20 protein-coding genes are annotated in these 17,832 nt (G+C 64.9%); 6 read left to right on the top strand and 14 right to left on the bottom strand.

Going from position 1 to position 17,832, the window contains the following annotated elements:
• Positions 1-68: 68 nt before the first annotated feature.
• The 3 genes from lipB (at position 69) to ACZZZM_RS16515 (ending at position 1,936) form a co-directional block, all read left to right on the top strand.
• Positions 69-755, top strand: a complete 687-nt coding sequence (gene lipB, locus ACZZZM_RS16505; RefSeq protein WP_463596471.1) for a lipoyl(octanoyl) transferase LipB — start codon at positions 69-71, stop codon at positions 753-755.
• 68 nt (positions 756-823) lie between these two features.
• Positions 824-1,066, top strand: coding sequence for a hypothetical protein (locus ACZZZM_RS16510; RefSeq protein ID WP_463596165.1), 243 nt, complete (start codon positions 824-826; stop codon positions 1,064-1,066).
• Positions 1,067-1,261: 195 nt separating this feature from the next.
• Positions 1,262-1,936: a hypothetical protein gene (locus ACZZZM_RS16515; protein ID WP_463596166.1), complete on the top strand. Its 675-nt coding sequence runs from the start codon at positions 1,262-1,264 to the stop codon at positions 1,934-1,936.
• Between the two features lie 6 nt (positions 1,937-1,942).
• Here ACZZZM_RS16515 and queE read toward each other — a convergent pair whose 3' ends face one another.
• The 9 genes from queE to ACZZZM_RS16560 all read right to left on the bottom strand — a co-directional run bounded on the left by queE (position 1,943) and on the right by ACZZZM_RS16560 (position 9,521).
• Complete coding sequence (queE, locus tag ACZZZM_RS16520) at positions 1,943-2,575, bottom strand: 7-carboxy-7-deazaguanine synthase (protein ID WP_463596167.1); 633 nt, start codon at positions 2,573-2,575, stop codon at positions 1,943-1,945.
• Entirely contained in the window at positions 2,572-3,255 is a 684-nt protein-coding gene (queC, locus tag ACZZZM_RS16525; RefSeq protein WP_463596168.1) for a 7-cyano-7-deazaguanine synthase QueC, read from the bottom strand. Before queC ends, queE begins: the two co-directional genes overlap by 4 nt.
• 144 nt (positions 3,256-3,399) lie before the next feature.
• Entirely contained in the window at positions 3,400-3,711 is a 312-nt protein-coding gene (locus ACZZZM_RS16530; RefSeq protein WP_463596169.1) for a DUF3617 domain-containing protein, read from the bottom strand.
• 182 nt (positions 3,712-3,893) lie between these two features.
• Positions 3,894-4,820, bottom strand: coding sequence for an Hsp33 family molecular chaperone HslO (gene hslO / locus ACZZZM_RS16535; protein ID WP_463596170.1), 927 nt, complete (start codon positions 4,818-4,820; stop codon positions 3,894-3,896).
• Positions 4,821-4,859: 39 nt separating this feature from the next.
• Positions 4,860-5,276, bottom strand: a complete 417-nt coding sequence (locus ACZZZM_RS16540; protein ID WP_463596171.1) for a hypothetical protein — start codon at positions 5,274-5,276, stop codon at positions 4,860-4,862.
• Positions 5,277-5,283: 7 nt separating this feature from the next.
• A complete protein-coding gene (gene argF, locus ACZZZM_RS16545) occupies positions 5,284-6,198 on the bottom strand; it encodes an ornithine carbamoyltransferase (protein ID WP_463596472.1) in 915 nt (304 codons plus the stop codon).
• Position 6,199: 1 nt separating this feature from the next.
• Entirely contained in the window at positions 6,200-7,396 is a 1,197-nt protein-coding gene (locus ACZZZM_RS16550) for an acetylornithine transaminase (protein WP_463596172.1), read from the bottom strand.
• A gap of 146 nt (positions 7,397-7,542) precedes the next feature.
• A complete protein-coding gene (locus tag ACZZZM_RS16555; RefSeq protein WP_463596173.1) occupies positions 7,543-8,562 on the bottom strand; it encodes a hypothetical protein in 1,020 nt (339 codons plus the stop codon).
• A gap of 116 nt (positions 8,563-8,678) precedes the next feature.
• Positions 8,679-9,521 (bottom strand): ABC transporter permease, encoded by an 843-nt coding sequence (locus tag ACZZZM_RS16560; RefSeq protein ID WP_463596174.1) that lies wholly within the window; start codon positions 9,519-9,521, stop codon positions 8,679-8,681.
• 52 nt (positions 9,522-9,573) lie between these two features.
• Between ACZZZM_RS16560 and ACZZZM_RS16565 the strand changes: the two genes are divergently transcribed.
• The gene (locus ACZZZM_RS16565) at positions 9,574-10,242 is read left to right on the top strand and encodes a GcrA family cell cycle regulator (protein ID WP_463596175.1); all 669 of its coding nucleotides are present in this window, start codon (positions 9,574-9,576) and stop codon (positions 10,240-10,242) included.
• 68 nt (positions 10,243-10,310) lie between these two features.
• Here the strand turns inward: ACZZZM_RS16565 and ACZZZM_RS16570 are convergent, their stop codons facing one another.
• Complete coding sequence (locus ACZZZM_RS16570) at positions 10,311-11,141, bottom strand: outer membrane protein (RefSeq protein ID WP_463596176.1); 831 nt, start codon at positions 11,139-11,141, stop codon at positions 10,311-10,313.
• A 470-nt stretch (positions 11,142-11,611) separates the two neighbouring features.
• On the opposite strand from ACZZZM_RS16570, the gene parE reads away from it, so the two are divergent.
• Both parE and ACZZZM_RS16580 read left to right on the top strand, forming a co-directional pair.
• Complete coding sequence (parE, locus tag ACZZZM_RS16575) at positions 11,612-13,594, top strand: DNA topoisomerase IV subunit B (protein WP_463596177.1); 1,983 nt, start codon at positions 11,612-11,614, stop codon at positions 13,592-13,594.
• A 150-nt stretch (positions 13,595-13,744) separates the two neighbouring features.
• A complete protein-coding gene (locus ACZZZM_RS16580) occupies positions 13,745-15,082 on the top strand; it encodes a serine hydrolase (protein WP_463596178.1) in 1,338 nt (445 codons plus the stop codon).
• Positions 15,083-15,085: 3 nt separating this feature from the next.
• Here the strand turns inward: ACZZZM_RS16580 and ACZZZM_RS16585 are convergent, their stop codons facing one another.
• From ACZZZM_RS16585 to ACZZZM_RS16600, 4 genes are read right to left on the bottom strand one after another with little or no spacing between them, the layout of a single operon-like run.
• Positions 15,086-15,340 carry a hypothetical protein gene (locus ACZZZM_RS16585; protein WP_463596179.1) on the bottom strand — a complete coding sequence of 85 codons (255 nt, stop codon included), beginning with the start codon at positions 15,338-15,340 and terminating at the stop codon, positions 15,086-15,088.
• Positions 15,340-16,410, bottom strand: a complete 1,071-nt coding sequence (locus ACZZZM_RS16590) for a DUF5700 domain-containing putative Zn-dependent protease (protein WP_463596180.1) — start codon at positions 16,408-16,410, stop codon at positions 15,340-15,342. The genes ACZZZM_RS16585 and ACZZZM_RS16590 overlap by 1 nt, the downstream gene beginning before the upstream one ends.
• A gap of 37 nt (positions 16,411-16,447) precedes the next feature.
• Complete coding sequence (locus tag ACZZZM_RS16595) at positions 16,448-16,987, bottom strand: GNAT family N-acetyltransferase (RefSeq protein WP_463596181.1); 540 nt, start codon at positions 16,985-16,987, stop codon at positions 16,448-16,450.
• Between the two features lie 11 nt (positions 16,988-16,998).
• The gene (locus ACZZZM_RS16600) at positions 16,999-17,820 is read right to left on the bottom strand and encodes a TIGR00266 family protein (protein ID WP_463596182.1); all 822 of its coding nucleotides are present in this window, start codon (positions 17,818-17,820) and stop codon (positions 16,999-17,001) included.
• Between the last annotated feature and the right edge of the window lie 12 nt (positions 17,821-17,832).

Here is a 17,832-nt window from a genome sequence, read left to right on the forward strand (position 1 = left end):
GTGTTAGCCGCCGGGCAATCCCTTGCCAATGCTTGCGTAATCGCGCCGAGGGGCGCAATCGCGCGGCGATGACTGCGGACGTGGAATGGCGGGTCGAGCCCGCGCCGATCGATTATGGCCAAGCGCTTGCCGAAATGGAGGCGCGTGCTGCCGCGGTCACCGCGCATCAGGCGCGCGATCTCGTCTGGCTGCTCGAGCATCCTCCGGTTTACACCGCCGGCACCAGCGCCAGCGACCCCGCCGAATTGCTCGACGCGCGCTTCCCCGTGCACAAGACCGGGCGCGGCGGGCGATACACCTATCACGGCCCTGGCCAGCGCATCGGCTATGTCGTGATGGACCTGCGGGCGCGGAAGCGCGACGTGCGCTGCTATGTCCATTCGCTCGAAGGCTGGGTGATTGCCGCTTTGGGCGAGATCGGCATCGACGCGTTCCGCGCAGCCGGCCGCATCGGCATCTGGACGCTCGACCGATCCGGCCAGGAAGCCAAGATCGGTGCCATCGGCGTGCGCATCCGCCAATGGGTGACGCTCCATGGTTTCGCCGTGAACCTGAACCCCGACTTGACGCATTTTGGCGGAATCGTGCCCTGCGGGATCGCCGAATATCCGGTTACCAGCGCTGCCGCCCTCGGGCTGGAGGTCACGCCTGAGCGGTTCGACGCGGCACTTTCAGCCACTTTTTTGCCCTTTTTGGACGCACTCTCGCTCGATAAGACAATTTCGTGTCTTGAGGCGGGAACACGAAACGTCTAATACCCACTCCGGTTTGGGTTATTGGGCGTATCCGTCTTTCCAAATCCATTATCTAGGGAGCTATTCTAATGCGTGCAGTCATTTCCACGATCGTGATCGCCAGCGCGGCCCTCCTGGCCTCGGCTTGCACCAGCAACGAGACCACCAACGTCACGAACACCACCGAAGTCGTTCCGGTCGAGAACGCCGCGACCGACACGATGGTCACGACCTCGAACATCGACGCCGGCGCGCCGATGGGCAACATGGGCGACACGATGTCGACCACGAACACCTCGACGACCACCAACACCACTGGCAACGCCATGTAATCACGCGCAAGCGTGAGTTGGACAAAGGGCCGCCCGGGCAACCGGGCGGCCCTTTTCTTTTGTCCGCTTGCCGCCCCGGCCGGTGCAGTCGGCTCACCGCATTTACGGGTGCCGAGCGCCTGTCCCGAAAAAAGGGGCTTGGGCCGCGACTCGAAAACCCGTACTCGTGCCCGTTCATCAAAAGTAGAGGGCAAGATGCTCGTTCCGCGTATCGTATTCGCGTTGGCCGCTGGAACCGGCCTGTTCGCTGCAGCGCCCGCTTCGGCGCAATTCTTTTTCAAGCCGGCCAGCCTGGCGGGCGCACCCGTGACCGGCGCAGAGCCGGGCATGGTCGGCCCCGCGCTTCCCGGCGCGACCCCGGGCGAGCTGCGCGCAGCCCTGGTGTGGAACCTGCGCGCCGCGCTCAACGTCGCGGCGCTGCAATGCCAGTTCGAACCGACACTGCTGACGCTCGATTATTACAATGCCACGCTCAAGGATCATTCGACCGAGCTGCGCGATTCCTATGCGGTGCTCGAGAAATATTTCGTGCGGACCGCGGCGAACAAGAAGGCCGGCCAGACCGAGCTCGATAAGTTCGGCACGCGGGTCTATTCGGGTTTCTCGACCGTAGGCGGCCAGCTGTCCTTCTGCCAGACCGCGGGCTCGATCGGCCGCGACGCGCTGTTCACGCGCCCCGGCAAGTTCGGCGATCTGGCTGAAAGCCGCATGCGCGAGCTGCGCCAGAGCCTGCTCGCCTGGGGCGAGCAATATCGCCCGATCGCGTTCCGCCAGCTCTTCTCCGTCAGCGGCAGGCTGCCGCCCTTCGGCGACAACAAGTGCTGGAAGAAAAATGCCTATGACGCGAAGAAGTGCGGGCCGCTGGGCTGAACTGACCTAGCGCAAGCCCAGCAGCTTGTGTGTCTGGAGCGAGAGCCGCCAGCGGGGCCGCGCCATCGCCAACGCCAGCGCGGCATCCACATTGGCCTGGCCACGGGCGTCGTCCATCGGCTGGATCAGGAAATGGGCGAAATCCCAGCCTTCGATCGCGTCGAGGTCGGTGCCGGGCTGCGGCCAGACCAGCTTGAGTTCGTCGCCCGAACGCTGGACGATCTGGCTTCCCGCCTTGGGGCTGATGCACACCCAGTCGATCCCGCGATGCGCGGGCAGCGTGCCGTTGCTTTCGATGGCGATGCGGAAGCCGCGGGCGTGCAGCGCGTCGACCAGTGCGTCATCGACCTGGAGCATCGGCTCGCCGCCGGTAAGCACGACGAAACGGCGCTCGGCCCCGCTGCCCCAATAGCCTCCGACAGCGTCTGCCAGCACATTCGCATCCGCGAACTTGCCTCCGCCCGGGCCGTCGGTGCCGACGAAATCGGTATCGCAAAAGGTACACACCGCCGCGGCGCGGTCCTGCTCGCGGCCCGACCATAAATTGCACCCGGCGAACCGCACGAACACTGCGCGCGCACCGGCATTCACCCCCTCGCCCTGCAGCGTGAGGAACATCTCCTTGACCGCATAACTCATGGTTTGGCGGCGTAGCGCGTCGGATCGGGCAGTCCGGCTTCTTCGAAACCGCGCGCGCGCAGCCGGCAACTGTCGCACAGCCCGCAATGCAGGCTGCCGGGCGCGGGATCGTAGCACGACCAACTCATTCCCGCGTCGAGCCCCAGCCGCGCTGCTTCGCGGGCGATATCGGCCTTGCTCATATGCTGGAGCGGCGCCTGGATGCGGAAGGGCTTGCCCTCGACCCCGGCCTTGGTGCCCAGCTCGGCCATCGCCTCGAACGCCTGGATGAATTCGGGGCGGCAATCGGGATAGCCGGAATAATCGAGTGCATTGACGCCGATATAGATGTCGCGAGCGCCCGCGGCCTCTGCCCAGCCCAAAGCGAGGCTGAGGAAGATGGTGTTGCGCGCGGGCACATAGGTCACTGGGATGTCGTCACCAACACCGCCCTTCGGCACATCGATATCGTCGGTGAGTGCCGATCCGCCGAACGCGCGCAAATCGAGCGGCATCACGACGTGACGCTCGGCGCCCAGCGCCGCCGCGATTCGCCGCGCCGCGGCCAGCTCGACCTGGTGGCGCTGATTATAGTCGATCGACAGCGCGAGCACGCGGTGCCCGTCTTCCTTGGCGCGCGCGGCGCTCACCATCGAATCGAGCCCGCCGGAAACCAGTACGATCGCAACGCTTTGAGTCATGCGGGTTCGCCTAGCCGGATTCTGCCGGAATCAAAATGGGCCGCCCGAAGGCGGCCCAGGTTCAGGGAAAACCCTTGCCAGAGAGGAAGCTCCGGAAGGAGCGACCATCACGGTAGCGCACGCTATATGAAGAAAGCGTGAAGTTCAGCATGCCCCTAGCAGGCGGCCTTCATATTGATCCGCGAAGGGCGAGCCGTCCGAGACGCCCTGAGTGTCGAGGCTGAGCAGCTTGCCGCTCTCGACCGTCAGCGTCGTGCGACCATGACCGTGACCGGCGCAGGTGTAGCGCACGGTCACCGAGCGTGGCGTGTTTTCCATCACGAATTGCTGGCACTGGGTCGCGCCATGCTGGATCTGGAGCAACGCCGCGGGCTTCGTGAGGCAGAGCTTGCGGATGTGGCCGGTCGCGTCCTTGAGCTGCCACTGGCCGCGCTCGATTGCGCGCAGCGCGGTCAACGGCTCGGCGCGTTGCGCAGTTGCGGCGCCGCTCCCGAAGATGAGCAGAGCAGCGGCTATGGCCGAACGCAGAACATGCCTTGGACTCACTTTCCAACTCCCCGCCCCCGGGCAATCCACGCGCACCTTTCGGCGAATCGCGCTCATCCTGTTGCCAGTGGATATGCGCTACGCGCCGCGAATTACAACGGTCGCGAAACGAAATCGGCGGCCCGGAGCGGGAATTGCTTCGAGCAGAACGCGCAATCGACTGAGATCACGCCATTCTCGTCAGCCATTTCGGCGCGTTCGGCTTCGGGGAATTTGGACAATACTTGCAGGATATAATCCGGCCCGCAGCGGCATCCGCGCGAAAGCTCGACACCCGGCAGGATGCGGACTTCGGATTCCTCGTTGAACAGGCGCCAGACCAGGGTCTCGAGCGGGATTGCCGGATCGGCCAGCTCATCCGCGCCCATGGTTGATGCCAGCGCCTCGACATGCTCCCATTCGGGATGATCAAGCCGGGTGTGCAGCCGCTCGCGGCCAACTTCGCCCTCGGGAAGATGCTGGAGGAAGATGCCGCCGGCGATGCGCTTGCCCGCTGCATCGCGGCCGAGACCGATGCGCACCAGGCTGGGGATCTGCTCGGACTGCAGGAAATAGCTCTCCGCCGCCTGGCCGATCGTATCCCCATCCAGCGGCACGATGCCCTGATAGCGCTCCTTAGTCGTCTCCTGATCGAAAGTGATCGCGAGATGGCCCTTGTTGAACAGGGCGTAGACCGAGGGGTTCTTGCCCAGCTGCGCCAGCCGCTCGGCATCGAACTGCACATAGCCGCGTAGCTCGCCATTCTTGTAGTCGCACACCAGCAGCTTGACGATGCCGCCCTGGGTCTGCGCCTGCAGCGTCATCTGGCCACCGGCCTGCTTGAGCGTCGCGCCCAGCAAAGCGGTAAGCGTCAGCGCCTCGGCAAGCAGCCGCTCGATCGGATCGGGATAGGCATGCGCCGACAGGATCTCGTCGAGCACCGGCCCCAGCCGCGTGATGCGGCCGCGGGCGTGGCGATCGGGAAGAGTGAAGCCGAGGGTGCGATCGAGTTCGGTGGAGGGAGTGTTCTGATTTTCCATTGCAGCGGCGAAATGGGGTCGCAAGGTGCCGAAAGCAACTCAGCTTCTGGCCTGGGGGCTCGACATGCGACCGGCCAGCCATAGTAGCCAGCCGCCACCGATGCCCGCTAGCATCGCCCACGCCAAGCAGTGCGCCACCCGCATGAAGCTGTCCATCTGATCCAATATGCCGGTGACGGCGCTCCCCATCGGCCAGATCGCATCGAACCAGTAATCGAGACTGGTGGCCAGCAATGCGGCGGCAGTCCCGGCCGCGACCGCCCAGAGTCCGATCCGCTCGGCAGTGTTGCGCGCGCTTCTGCCGGCCCTAAACAGCCCAAGCGCGTTTCCGGCAGCAATCAGCATCGCCAGTTCGGGTCCGTAAATCTCCCGGCTCTGGGGCAATATGGCCGGTGCTACGAATATCAGCACGGTCAGGCCGAGGAACATCAAAGCAATTCCCCAAATGACCGTCATCTTCCGCTCAAATCTGCCCGAAGCACCAGCGCAGCACCGATTTCTGCGCATGCAGCCGGTTCTCGGCCTCCTGCCAGATCAGGGACTGCGGACCGTCGATCACGGCATCCACCACTTCCTCGCCGCGATGCGCGGGCAGGCAGTGGAGGAAAGCCGCCCCCGGCTTGGCCGCCGCCATCAGCGCTTCGTCGACCTGGAAGGGCATCATCGCCGCGAGCTTGGTCTCGGCATGCCCCTGGCCCATCGAAATCCAGGTATCGGTGACGACGACGTCCGCGCCTTCGACCGCTTCCTTCGCGCTGCCGACGACGCGCGCACGGCCCTTGCCGCGGGCGACATCCGCGTCGCTCGGCTGGAAGCCCTGTGGGCAGGCGGCGACCACGTCGAACTGCATCAGTCCGCCGGCCTCCATGATCGAGGCGAGGACGTTGTTGCCGTCGCCGAGCCACGCAACCTTGAGGCCGGGCAGCGCGCGGCCGCTTTCGATGATCGTCAGCAGGTCCGCCATGATCTGGCAGGGGTGCGAGGCGTCGGTGAGGCCGTTGATCACCGGCACGCTGGCATATTGCGCCATGTCGACAACCTTTTGGTGATCGTCGGTGCGGATCATGATCGCGTCGACATAGCCCGAAAGGATGCGCGCGGTATCGGCGATGCTCTCGCCTCGGCCGAGCTGCATCGATCCTGCGTCCATCACGATCGACGTGCCGCCAAGCTGGCGGATCGCCATGTCGAACGAGACGCGGGTGCGCGTGGAGTTCTTTTCGAACACCATCGCGAGGACGTGGCCCGCGAGCGGCGCGTCGCTATCGGGCTTGCCCTTGGAGAAACCGGCGCGCGCGGCCTTGCGGTCGATCGCATCGGCCAGCATCGCGGCGACTGCATCGGCGCCGGCGTCGGACAGGTCGAGGAAGTGGCGCACCTCAATCATCGCTGGGCGGCGCGAAGGCCCGCGCGCCGGCGCTCAGCCGCTCGATGCACTCGGCGATGTGATCCTCGTTGATCACCAGCGGCGGCAACACGCGAAACACATTCTCCCCCGCCGCGACCGTCAACAGCCCGTGATTGTCGCGCAGATGCGCCACGAAATCGCGCGCGACTGCGGGCTCCTTCAATTTGATCCCGAGCATCAGCCCCTTGCCGCGAATCTCTTCGAACAAGTGATCGTGGTTGGGGATCATCTGCTCGAACGCCTGGCGCAGCCGGTCGCCCATCTTGACGACGTTTTCGAGGAAGCCTTCCTCAAGCATCACGTCGAGCACCGCCTGCCCCGCCGCCATCGCCAGCGGATTGCCCCCGTACGTGGAGCCATGGGTGCCGATCACCATGCCCTTCGCGGCCTCTTCGGTCGCGAGGCAGGCACCGAGTGGGAAGCCCGCGCCGATGCCCTTGGCCACGGTCATGATGTCGGGCTCGATGCCGTAATGCTCATAGGCCCACATCTTGCCGGTGCGCCCGTATCCGCACTGGATCTCGTCGAGGATCAGCAAGAGGCCATGCTCGTCGCACGCCTTGCGCAGTCCCTGGATGAACTCCGGCGTGCCCGCGGTCATCCCGCCCTCGCCCTGCACGGTCTCGACCAGGAAGCCCGCGGTCTCGTCGTCGATCGCGGCCAGCGCGCCTTCGAGATCGTTGAACTTCACATAATCGAAGCCCGGCAGCAGCGGTTCGAAGCCGTCGCGCATCTTGGCCTGATCGGTCGCCGAGATCGCGCCGATCGAGCGCCCGTGAAAGGCGTTCTTGAAGGTGATCAGTTTGTGGCGCTGCGGGTTGCCGTTTACATAATGATAGCGCCGCGCGGTCTTGATCGCGCATTCGATCGCCTCGACGCCGCTGTTGGTGAAGAACACCGTGTCGGCGAAGCTGACGTCGATGATCCGCTGCGCCAGCGCTTCGCCCTGCGGGCTACCATAGAGGTTCGAGACGTGCATCAGCGTCGCGACCTGGTCCTGCAGGACTTTGGTCAGATGCGGGTGGCCATGGCCCAGCGCATTGACTGCGATGCCGGCGGCGAAATCGAGATACTGCTCGCCCTGCTCGCCATAAAGATAGACGCCCTCGCCTCGCACCGGCCGCACCGCGCAACGCGGGTAAACGGGCATGAGCGGGGTGATGGTCACGTCTGGTCTCCTCAAACGAAAAAAGCGGCCATCGGGGCCGCCGAGATGCGCTTTTACGGAGTGGTGAAGGTGAGCGCAACACCGCGCCCTAGGCCGATCATTTGCCAGGGGTTGCACCTGCGGCATGCCCGCCGGCCGATGGCCGATCAGCGTGCCGGAACGTAGGGCTGGAATTCGCAGCGCAGGCGCGGATAGAGCACCCACAGGACCGACGCCGCCTCAGGCGGGAGCGGCGGCTGGCCGGGCATCACGCGCTCCTGCGCCAACGGAACCGTGTCGAACTCACCCACAAGCGTCAGGTCGTTTGGCGAGAGCACCTTGGCCGTCGAGAAACTCTTGTCCGCCTTGACGTAGCGGCGGCCCTTGAAGGTGATCGGCGCACTGGAAGAATACCATTTGCGCCCTTCGGCGAAGGTATAGCCCGCTTGCTCGGTGCCGATCAGTTGTCCGTCGCGCAGCACCATGCGGGGACCGTCATAATCGCCCTCTGGCGTGTATTTCTGGCGCACACCGACGATCTCGAAGCGACCGCTGCCGGGCTTATAGGCGCACCCCTGATCATCCATATGCGTGGACCCCTTTGGCCCGACCGCAGGCGGTCCGGCGACCTTGACCGCCGGACGTTTCGAGCGGACGCGTACCTCGAAATTGCGCGCGCCGGGAGAGACCGTGCGCATCATGGCATCCGGCGAATCGATGACGGTGATTTCCATGCTAGGCGAAGCGAAGACGATGGTGCGCTCATCGTCTGCGATCTTGTCCGAAGCCTTGGTGAAGCGGACGGGACCCGCCGGCCCTGGAGAGGATAGCGTTTCGATATCCTGCAGCACAGCGGCGAGCACGCGCGCGTTGGTGTAGGAGCCGTCGAAAGCGCAGCCAAGGCGATCGCCCTGCAGCCGAACGAAGGAGGGCAAGCCGAACATTGCCTTGTCCGGCAAGGTGATCGATTCGAGGTTGTTCCGGACCCATTTCGGCGTGAGCCCCGCGCGGGTCGCGGCGTCGGCCAGGCTGTTTGCGGGAGCCCCGGCGATCCAGGCCATGCAGATCGACCGTATCGTGGTGGCAACGGGACCCGCCTGCGCCGGCGGAGCGAAGAGCAAAGCCGGGCCTGAAAGGGCCGCAGCAACAACGGCCCGGGCAAATACGATATTATCGACGATACGCATGATCTTCCCCGGCTCAGCGGATATGCCAAGGATTTCGCACATGCCCTTCCAATGCAAGAATATATGCAATCATGTCTGGATTTGTGTGGAAGCGCCGTTGCGAGGCCGCAGGTGCCTCAGCTCTTGATCTTCCAGCCGCTGCGCAGGAGCGCGTAGCAGGCGAAACCAAGCACCACATCGAGCCCGAGGATCACGGCGCTGCCGAGCGCGATCGGCGAGTCCGCGACGCCGAGAAAGCCGTAGCGGAACCCCGAGATGATGTAGAAGAACGGGTTCAGGTGGCTGACCGTCTGGAACAGCGGCGACAGCCGTTCGACCGAATAGAAGGTGCCCGAGAGCAGGGTCAGTGGCCCGACGACGAAATTGGTCACCGCGGCTGCATGATCGAACTTCTCCGCCCAGATCGACGTCATCACGCCCATCAGCGACAGGAACACCGAGCCGAGCAGGCCGAACCACAAGATCGCCCATAGGTGATGCGGCATGACGGTGACGCCCGGCCACAAAGCCATTGCGAGCCAGACGGTGGCGCCCACGCAAAAGGCGCGCGTCACTGCCCCGCCGACCATCGCGGCCAGCAGCTCCGCAGTCGAAAGCGGCGGCATCAGATAATCGACGATCGTGCCTTGGATCTTGCCGACCAGCAGCGAGAAACTGGAATTTGCGAAGGCATTGTTGAGCATGCCCATCATGATCAGCCCGGGCGCGATGAAATCGGGGAAGTGAATCTCGCGTCCCTGCAGGCTCACTGTCCGCCCGCCGCCGCCCAAAGCGACCGAGAAAATCACCAGGAACATGAGCGTCGTGACCGCCGGCGCCCACACAGTCTGGAGCTGCACCTTGAAGAATCGGCGCACCTCCTTGATATAGAGCGTACGAAGACCTCCCCAATTCACGTTGCGGATCACCGGAACGCCGGGCTCGGGAAGGTTTTGACCGAATTCAGGCTGGCTGGGCATCGCGAGTTCGCCTACTCGCTGCCCGCTGGACCCGCAAGACGAAGGAATACTTGTGAGCTGGACCGACGAGCGAATCGAATCGCTGAAGAAGATGTGGGATTCGGGGCTGACCGCCACGCAGATCGCCGAGGAACTGGGCGCGGTGAGCCGTAATGCCGTGATCGGCAAGGCGCACCGCCTGGGCCTTCCCGCGCGCCCCTCGCCGGTCAAGCCCAACGAAGCAAAGGCCGCGGCAAAGGCTGCACCTGCCGCGCCCAAGCCTGCTCCTGTTGCCGCTCCGCCGCCCGCCGCCGCACCGCCGCCCGAGCCCGCGGCGCGCGCAGCGGTCACTTCGACGCCCACGGCGACCGGCGAGTTGTCCTCGGCACCCAAGGCTGCCGACGGCCCCGTGCTCCGCTCGGTCGGCCCCGGCGGCTTCCTCCGCCAGAACCCCGGCGAACAGTCTGCTCCGAGCACCCCCGCCCCGCCGCGCCGCCTGGTCCCGGCCAAGCCGAGCGACGCGATCGCGGGAAAGACGAGCTTGCTCGAGCTCAACGATCGCATCTGCAAATGGCCGCTCGGCCATCCCGGCGAGCCCGATTTCCACTTTTGTGGCGACAAGGTGAACCCAGGCTTCCCCTATTGCGTAACGCATTGCGGCCACGCCTATCAGGCACAGCTTCCGCGCCGCGACCGCCGCCCGCCGCCGCCGCTGCCCTTTGGCGGCCCGCGCGTTCGCTGAGCAAATGAAAGGGGCCGGCGGAGTGATCCGCCGGCCCTTTTTCTGTCTGGTCGGTCTGGGGCTTCCGCTTAGAAGCGGAAGGACAGCGCCGTGCGAATGCCATGATAGTCGAACTTCTCGTCGCTGCGGCGGAAATCGGTGCCGCCTGCGCCCGACAGAACGAACGGGTTGTTCGCCGGCGAAGTGCCACGCGTTGCGCGGACGACATACTCATCGTCCTTATAGCGCGTGTAGAGATATTCGAGGCTCATTGAGATGTTGCTTGCGAGCTTCTGCTCGACACCGCCGCCTGCGGTAAAGCCCCAGGCATCGTCCTTGCCGCGCCCGTCGAATGCATTGAGTGTGTTGGTGGTGCGGAAGCTGTGCTCCACCTTGGCGTAGGTGGCGCCGCCGGTTGCGTAGAACAATGTGTTGTTGCCCGCTGCATAGCCGGCACGCAGGCGCAGGCCCGCGGTCCAGTCGATCTTGCGGGTCATGCTATAGCTGGCCGGCGTCGTGCTGTAGGCGCTAACGCTGTCGCGGATGCGCGATTTGCCGGCATCCAGGACCACACCGAGCACCATGCCGCCGGGATATTGCTGGTCGAAGCCGATCCGAGCCGAATATTCGACATTATCGCGGTCGTTCTCACACTGGCCGGCAGGCGCGTTGCTATATGCGCGACCGTTGCAGAAGCCCGGCGAGAACGCGTTGGGAGCGCCTGCCGCCGCAGTGACCACGGTGTCGCCAAAGGTGCCGTTCAGGTCGCGGTCGAATACGATCGTCTCGCCGACATCGTTGTTCTGCACCGAATAGCCGAAGGTGCCACCGACATAGACTCCGGTGAAGCCATCGTCCTGCGCGAAGGCCGGGGCGGCGGTCGCGAGCAGGGTGGCGGCACTGAACATGAGGATACGCATTGATTTCTCCCTTTGCCGTGGGGCCGGCGCGGCAGATACGAAGCGGTGGCACGATCGGGTCCAAACCTAAGTTACGATTGCGTCGGCCTGTTGCCGCAAGGCAACATGCGCGTTTTTGCAGGGAACCAATTGGCGATGTGCAATCACTGACCTCGCCGCCGCCGTTCAGTCGGAAGGCACACTGTTCTCTTTTTGTTCTTGCCGCCTCGCCTCCGCCGCCATATATCTGCGTCAGGAGGTACCGAGATGATTCATGTCGATCAGAGCAATTGGTCGGGCGTGACAGCGCCCTTGCCGGCAAATGCACGCAGCATCGGCAGCATTCTCCACGATCTGCGCGAAGTCGCGCAGCTTCGCGAGAAGGCCCGTGAAAGCCTAAACTTCCTAAACTTGTCCTCCCAACCGAAGCATCCACAATCGGGTGCCGCGCCTGCCTTGCGTCGCGGAATCGGCTGAACCATACCGCTGGCATGGCTGAAGACCTGTTTGCTTCCCCCAACGCCGTGCCCGGCGCCTATGACGCATCGTCGATCGAAGTGCTGGAGGGGCTGGAGCCCGTCCGCCGTCGTCCCGGCATGTATGTCGGCGGCACCGACGAGCGCGCAATGCACCATCTCGCCGCCGAGATCCTCGACAATGCCATGGACGAGGCAGTTGCCGGCTATGCGACACGGATCGAAATCACGCTCGATGTCGGCAACCGGCTGACGATCACCGACAATGGCCGCGGCATGCCGGTCGATCCGCATCCCAAATTCCCCGACAAGTCCGCGCTGGAGGTGATCCTCTCGACGCTCCACTCGGGCGGCAAGTTCAGCGGCAAGGCCTATGCGACCTCGGGCGGGTTGCACGGCGTCGGCGCCAGCGTGGTCAATGCGCTGTCGATCGACACCGTCGTCGAAGTCGCGCGCGACAAGCAGCTCTATCGCCAACGCTTCTCGCAGGGGCAAACGCTCGGGGCACTCGAGCATCTCGGCGGCACGCCCAATCGGCGCGGCACCAGCGTGGCATTCACCCCCGATCCCGAGATCTTCGGCCCCGAAATGCACTTCAAGCCCGCGCGGCTATACAAATTGGCGCGGTCCAAGGCCTATCTGTTCGCCGGCGTCGAGATCCGCTGGAAATGCGATCCCTCGCTCACCAGCGACGAAACCCCGCCCGAGGCGACCTTCCAGTTCCCCGGCGGCCTTGCCGATCACCTCAAGGAACAGATCGCCGGCCGCGAATGCGCCACCGCGGATTTCTTCTCGGGGTCGCAGGACTTTCCCGGCGAGCAGCAGGGCCGCGTCGAATGGGCGGTCGCCTGGCCGCTGTGGAGCGACGGGTCTTACAGCTGGTATTGCAACACCATTCCCACCCCCGACGGCGGCACGCACGAGCAGGGTCTGCGCACTGCGCTCACCCGCGGCATCCGCGCGTTCGGCGAGCTGGTCGGCAACAAGAAGGCCAAGGACATCACTGCCGACGACGTGATGACCGGCAGTGAGCTGATGCTCTCGGTCTTCATCCGCGATCCGCAATTCCAGTCGCAGACCAAGGACCGGCTGACTTCGCCCGAGGCCGCGGGGCTCGTCGAGAAGGCGGTGCGCGACCATTTCGACCATTTCCTCGCTGACAATATGGACCGCGGCAAGGCGCTGCTCGGCTATGTGCTCGAGCGGATGGACGACCGCCTGCGCCGCAAGCAGGAACGCGAGGTCAAGCGCAAGACCGCCACCAGCGCACGCAAGCTTCGCCTGCCCGGCAAGCTCACCGACTGCTCGGCCGACGATCCCGCCGGCACCGAATTGTTCATCGTCGAAGGCGACAGCGCGGGCGGCTCGGCCAAGCAGGCGCGCGACCGCAAGACGCAGGCGATCCTGCCGATCCGCGGCAAGATCCTCAACGTCGCCTCCGCAACCGCGGCCAAGATCGGCGCCAACACCGAAATCGCCGACCTCGTCCTCGCAATGGGCTGCGGCACGCGCAAGGACTGCCTGCCCGACAACCTGCGCTACGAGCGCATCATCATCATGACCGATGCCGATGTCGACGGCGCGCATATCGCCACGCTGCTGATGACCTTCTTCTTCCAGGAAATGCCCGAGCTGGTCCGCCGCGGGCATCTCTATCTCGCCCAACCGCCGCTCTACCGGCTCACGGTGGGTGCGAAGAGCCTCTACGCCCGTGACGACGCCCACCGCGCCGAGCTCGAGGCGACCGAGTTCAAGGGCAAGAAGGTCGAAGTGAGCCGCTTCAAGGGGCTGGGCGAGATGAACCCCAACCAGCTCAAGGAAACGACGATGGACCCCGCGACGCGCGGACTCCTGCGCATCACGCTGCCCCAGGAATATGAGGAGCGGATGGGGGTCAAGGACCTGGTCGATCGGCTGATGGGAACCAACCCGGCGCACCGCTTCGCCTTCATCCAGGAAAATGCCGCACGGCTCGAGGAAGACGCAATCGACGCGTAAGATTGCGGTTGCGCCCCGAAAGGCAATCGGCTCCCGAGGAAAATCTTGGTATCATGATTTTCTGCGACTAGGGTGCGACCGGCGCGCTTGCCGGGCGCGCCGCGCCGCGTAATGCCCGACTTGTTGATTACATCCGTAGACGAGGTACTGATGCGCCGCCTGATCCTTGCCGTCTCCGCTCTTGCTCTCGCCGCGCCGGCCATGGCGCAGACTCCGCCCGCGCAGGCCGCGGTTGTGCAAACCGGCGCAGTCCAGGCCGCCCCGGCCTTCGAAACGCGCGCGCAGGAGCTGCTCGCGATTCTGGCGGGCACCGGCAATTACGAGACTTATTTCAGCCCCGGTTTTCAGAGCTCGGTTCCCAAGGAGAAGTTCCTGGCGGCCAATGCCCAGATGGGCGCAGTGATCGGCAAGCCGCTCGCAATAGCCGGCATGACGCTCGACACGCCCTATTCCGGTCATGTCCGCATTCGAGGTGACAAAGCGACGGCCAACTTCCTGCTCGTAGTCGATCCCGCCGAGCCCCATCAGGTGACTGGGCTGGGCTTCAAGGGCGTGGAGGCCGGCGAGCGATCGCTTGCTGACGTCCAGGCCGCGATCGCTAAGCTGCCCGGCGCCACCGGCTATGCTTTTGCCAAGCTGGGCGATGGCGCCCCCACGCTGACGCTCTCGCACAATGCCGACAAGCCGCTGGCAGTCGGATCGGCATTCAAGCTGGTGATCCTTGCCGAACTCGTCCGCGCGACCAACAAGGGCGAGCGCAAATGGGACGATATGGTAACGCTAGACGGCGGCCCGCTGCCCGGCGGCGGCTATACGTTCAAGCCCGCCGGCACTCAGGTGTCGCTGCGCGAACTCGCCACCCAGATGATCTCGATCAGCGACAACAGCGCAACCGATATCCTGCTACACACGCTCGGTCGCGAAAAGGTCGAGGCGATGCTCAAGACGATCGGGGTCAAGCCCGATCCGCGCAACATCCCCTATCTGTCGACGCTCGAAGCGTTCAAGCTCAAATGGCTTCAGGAAGGCGCGCTAGCCGACAAATACAACGCGCTCGACGACAAGGCGCAGCGCAAGATGCTGGCAGGCGAAGTCGCCTCGACGGACATGGCACCGCTCCTCAAGATGGCTGGCATCCCCCGCCTGCCGAGCCGCATCGACACGCTCGAATGGTTTTTCTCGCCCGCCGATCTGATCCGGGTGATGAATTGGCTGCGCCGGAATAGCGAAGGCGAAACGGGCAAGGACGCACGCGCGGTGTTGTCCAAGAATCCCGGGCTTGCGGTCGATAAGGCGCAATATGGCTGGGTCGGCTTCAAGGGCGGATCGGAGCCCGGCGTGATCAATTTGACGCTGCTGCTCCAGGGCAGCGACGGCGCCTGGTATGCCGCCGCCGCAAGCTGGAACGACACCAATGCGCCTGTGGAAGACATGCGCTTCGCCGGGCTGATGCAGGCGCTGGTGAAGTTCGCCGGGCCGCAGAAATAGCGGTCAGCCGCGCATCCTGAGTGCATGATAGCGGGCGCGCGCGGCCATGCCGGTGATGATCAGCATCACCCCCAGCCCCAGCACTGTGAACACCAGCCACAGGGGCGCCTCCCACCAAGCGAAGCGCCGCGCAACGAGCAGCGCCGCGCCTGCTGCGGCCAGCCACAGCCCCACCAGCCGCACGCCGCGCGCAACGCCGTGCAGCTCGCGAGCATAAGCGGCGCGCTCGGCAGGATCCTTGAGGTTGGGCGGCGCCATCAGCCGCAGGCGGCCAAGCGCTTGGCCCAGTCCAGTGTGGCCGCATCCAGCGCGGGCATCTCGGCGCTCTTCCCATAGCCCTTGAGCCCCGCATAACGGAGGATCATCGCCGCGCCGGGCTGGTCGATCAGTTCGGCGACCGCGGCATTGCCCTGCTCCGCGGCGATCCCGCGCACTATCACATAGCCGAGATAATAGAGGATCTCGTCACCGTAGAAGCCCAGCTCATAGACCTGATCATAGCCGACGGCCGAGGGGGTGGTCAGCGCGTGGGTCGACAGTGCCAGCAGCGTGACGCTGCGCGAAATCATGTTGACCCCGCGCTGGACGCGGTCGCGATCGGTCTTCGCAGTCAGATCGCTCGCCGGCAGCGCCAGCACATCGCCGACCCAGCTCGCCATGCCTTCCTGCTGGAGCGAGCCGAACAGATTGCCGAGCCTCTCCGCCTCGGGGATCTTCGCCAGGCAGGCCTTGGCCGCGTCGCCTGGCGGCCGCATGCTTATCGCGAGCCCCTGCACTGCATGATAAAGCTCATGCGCCAGGATCACGCGCGCCACCGAGGCAGCAGGGAAGCGTGCGATGTTGAGATAGAATTCGGGCTCGCCGAACGCGAAGCCGCCCGATCGCCCGCCGACGATCAGATAGCCCGCCGCACTGCCCTGGACCCGCGCCGGGGTGAACAACGCGATCCGCGCTTGCACTCCAGCGAGCGATTGCGGATCGGCCATCGCCTCGACGACCGGCGCGATCCTGTCGGCGGCGTCGCGCACTTCGGCGAACTTATAATCGGCATCCACATCGCTGGCACGGTGCTGCGCGGCGGCGAGCAGCGCCTCCGCCAGCCGGCCCTCGTCGGCAGGGCGCTTATACCCCTTGACCTTCCGGATCAGCCCCTGATTGCCCGGCAGACGGGCGATCGCGAGCGCCTGCTCTCGCGTTAACGCCGGGTTGCGCACCGCGGCAAGGACGGCGCGCGCCGTTTCGGCATCGAGCTTGACCGCCAGGCTCTGCGCCCGCGCTTGCCCGGCCAGCGCGATCAGGGCGGCCGCAGCGATCAAGAGCCGTTTCATCTTCGGATATCCTTTCGACTACATTTGTAGTCGTAATCTATATGGCTACCTTTGCCGAGTGGCAAGCGTCCCACTCCTCGCGCAGCAGGCCGTACAGCGTCGTGTCGCGCACGCCGATATGGGTCTCCCATTCGGCGCGCAGATAGCCTTCGAGCTTGAACCCCAGCCGCTCGAGCAGCGCGCGCGATGCCGTGTTCTCAGGGTCGGTATCAGCAAACACCCGGCGCTGCCCCTCGGTGAAGATCTGGCCGATCATCCGCGCCACCGCTTCGGCGGCATAGCCCAGCCCCCAATGCGCGCGGGCGAGCGCATAGCCGATCTCGGTGACATTGCCTTGGCGCTTCTCGACCGCGGCGACGAAGCCGATCGCTATATCGTCACCGGCGCGCGTGATCGACCAGCAGCGCCAATCGGGCGACTTGTCCGCCATCCGCTCGCGGGTCTCGTCCAGAGTCAAATGCGGCCCGTGCGACCACCACCGCATCAGGTCTTCATCAGCATAGATTTCGTGCAATGCCTCGGCATCGTCGGGACGGCGCGGCCGCAGTACGAGCCGCTCGGTTTTCAATACAGGCATGTTCCTGTCGCTCAACGATTGCCCTGCACGAAATCCCCAAGGGGACCCAGTGCCGATCCTTCGCCGCGATTGGGCGGGACCATCGCGATGATGCGGCCGGCGAGCCGGCCGAACGGCAGCGACTGGATCCATACTTTGCCCGGCCCGGTCAGCCGCGCGAAGAAGAAGCCCTCGCCGCCAAAGACCATGTTCTTGACGCCGCCCGCAGTCTCCAGATCGAATTCGACGCTCGGCGTGTACGCCGCGAGGCAGCCGGTATCGACGTGCAGTTGCTCGCCCGGCGCCAGCGTCCGCTCGACGATCGCCCCGCCGAACTGGACGAACACCCAGCCATCGCCTTCGAGCTTCTGCATGATGAAGCCTTCGCCGCCGAAGAAACCGGTCATGATCTTGCGCTGGAACGCGATCCCAATCGAGACGCCCTTGGCCGCAGCCAGGAACGCGTCCTTCTGGCAGATCAGCGTACCACCCACGTCCGAAAGCTTGAGTGGCACGATCGCCCCCGGCACCGGCGCGGAGAAAGCGACGCGGGCCTTGCCCGAACCGTTATGCGTAAACACCGTCGTGAACAGGCTCTCGCCGGTGATCAGCCGCTTCCCCGCGCCGAGCAATTTGCCCATGATCCCCGAAGGCTGGTTGGCGCTGCCATCGCCGAACACCGTGGTCATCCCGACGCTGGCGTCCTTCCAGACCAAGGCGCCCGCCTCGGCCACCGCGCTCTCGCCCGGATCGAGCTCGATCTCGACGAACTGGAGCTCCTGCCCCTTGATCTCGAAATCGATGTCGTCGGAAACGCCCGCCGATTTGTGATGCGCCCAGGGCGAATACGCCACGATATTTCTCCC

It is taken from the genome of Sphingomonas sp. AC522 (assembly GCF_979258125.1).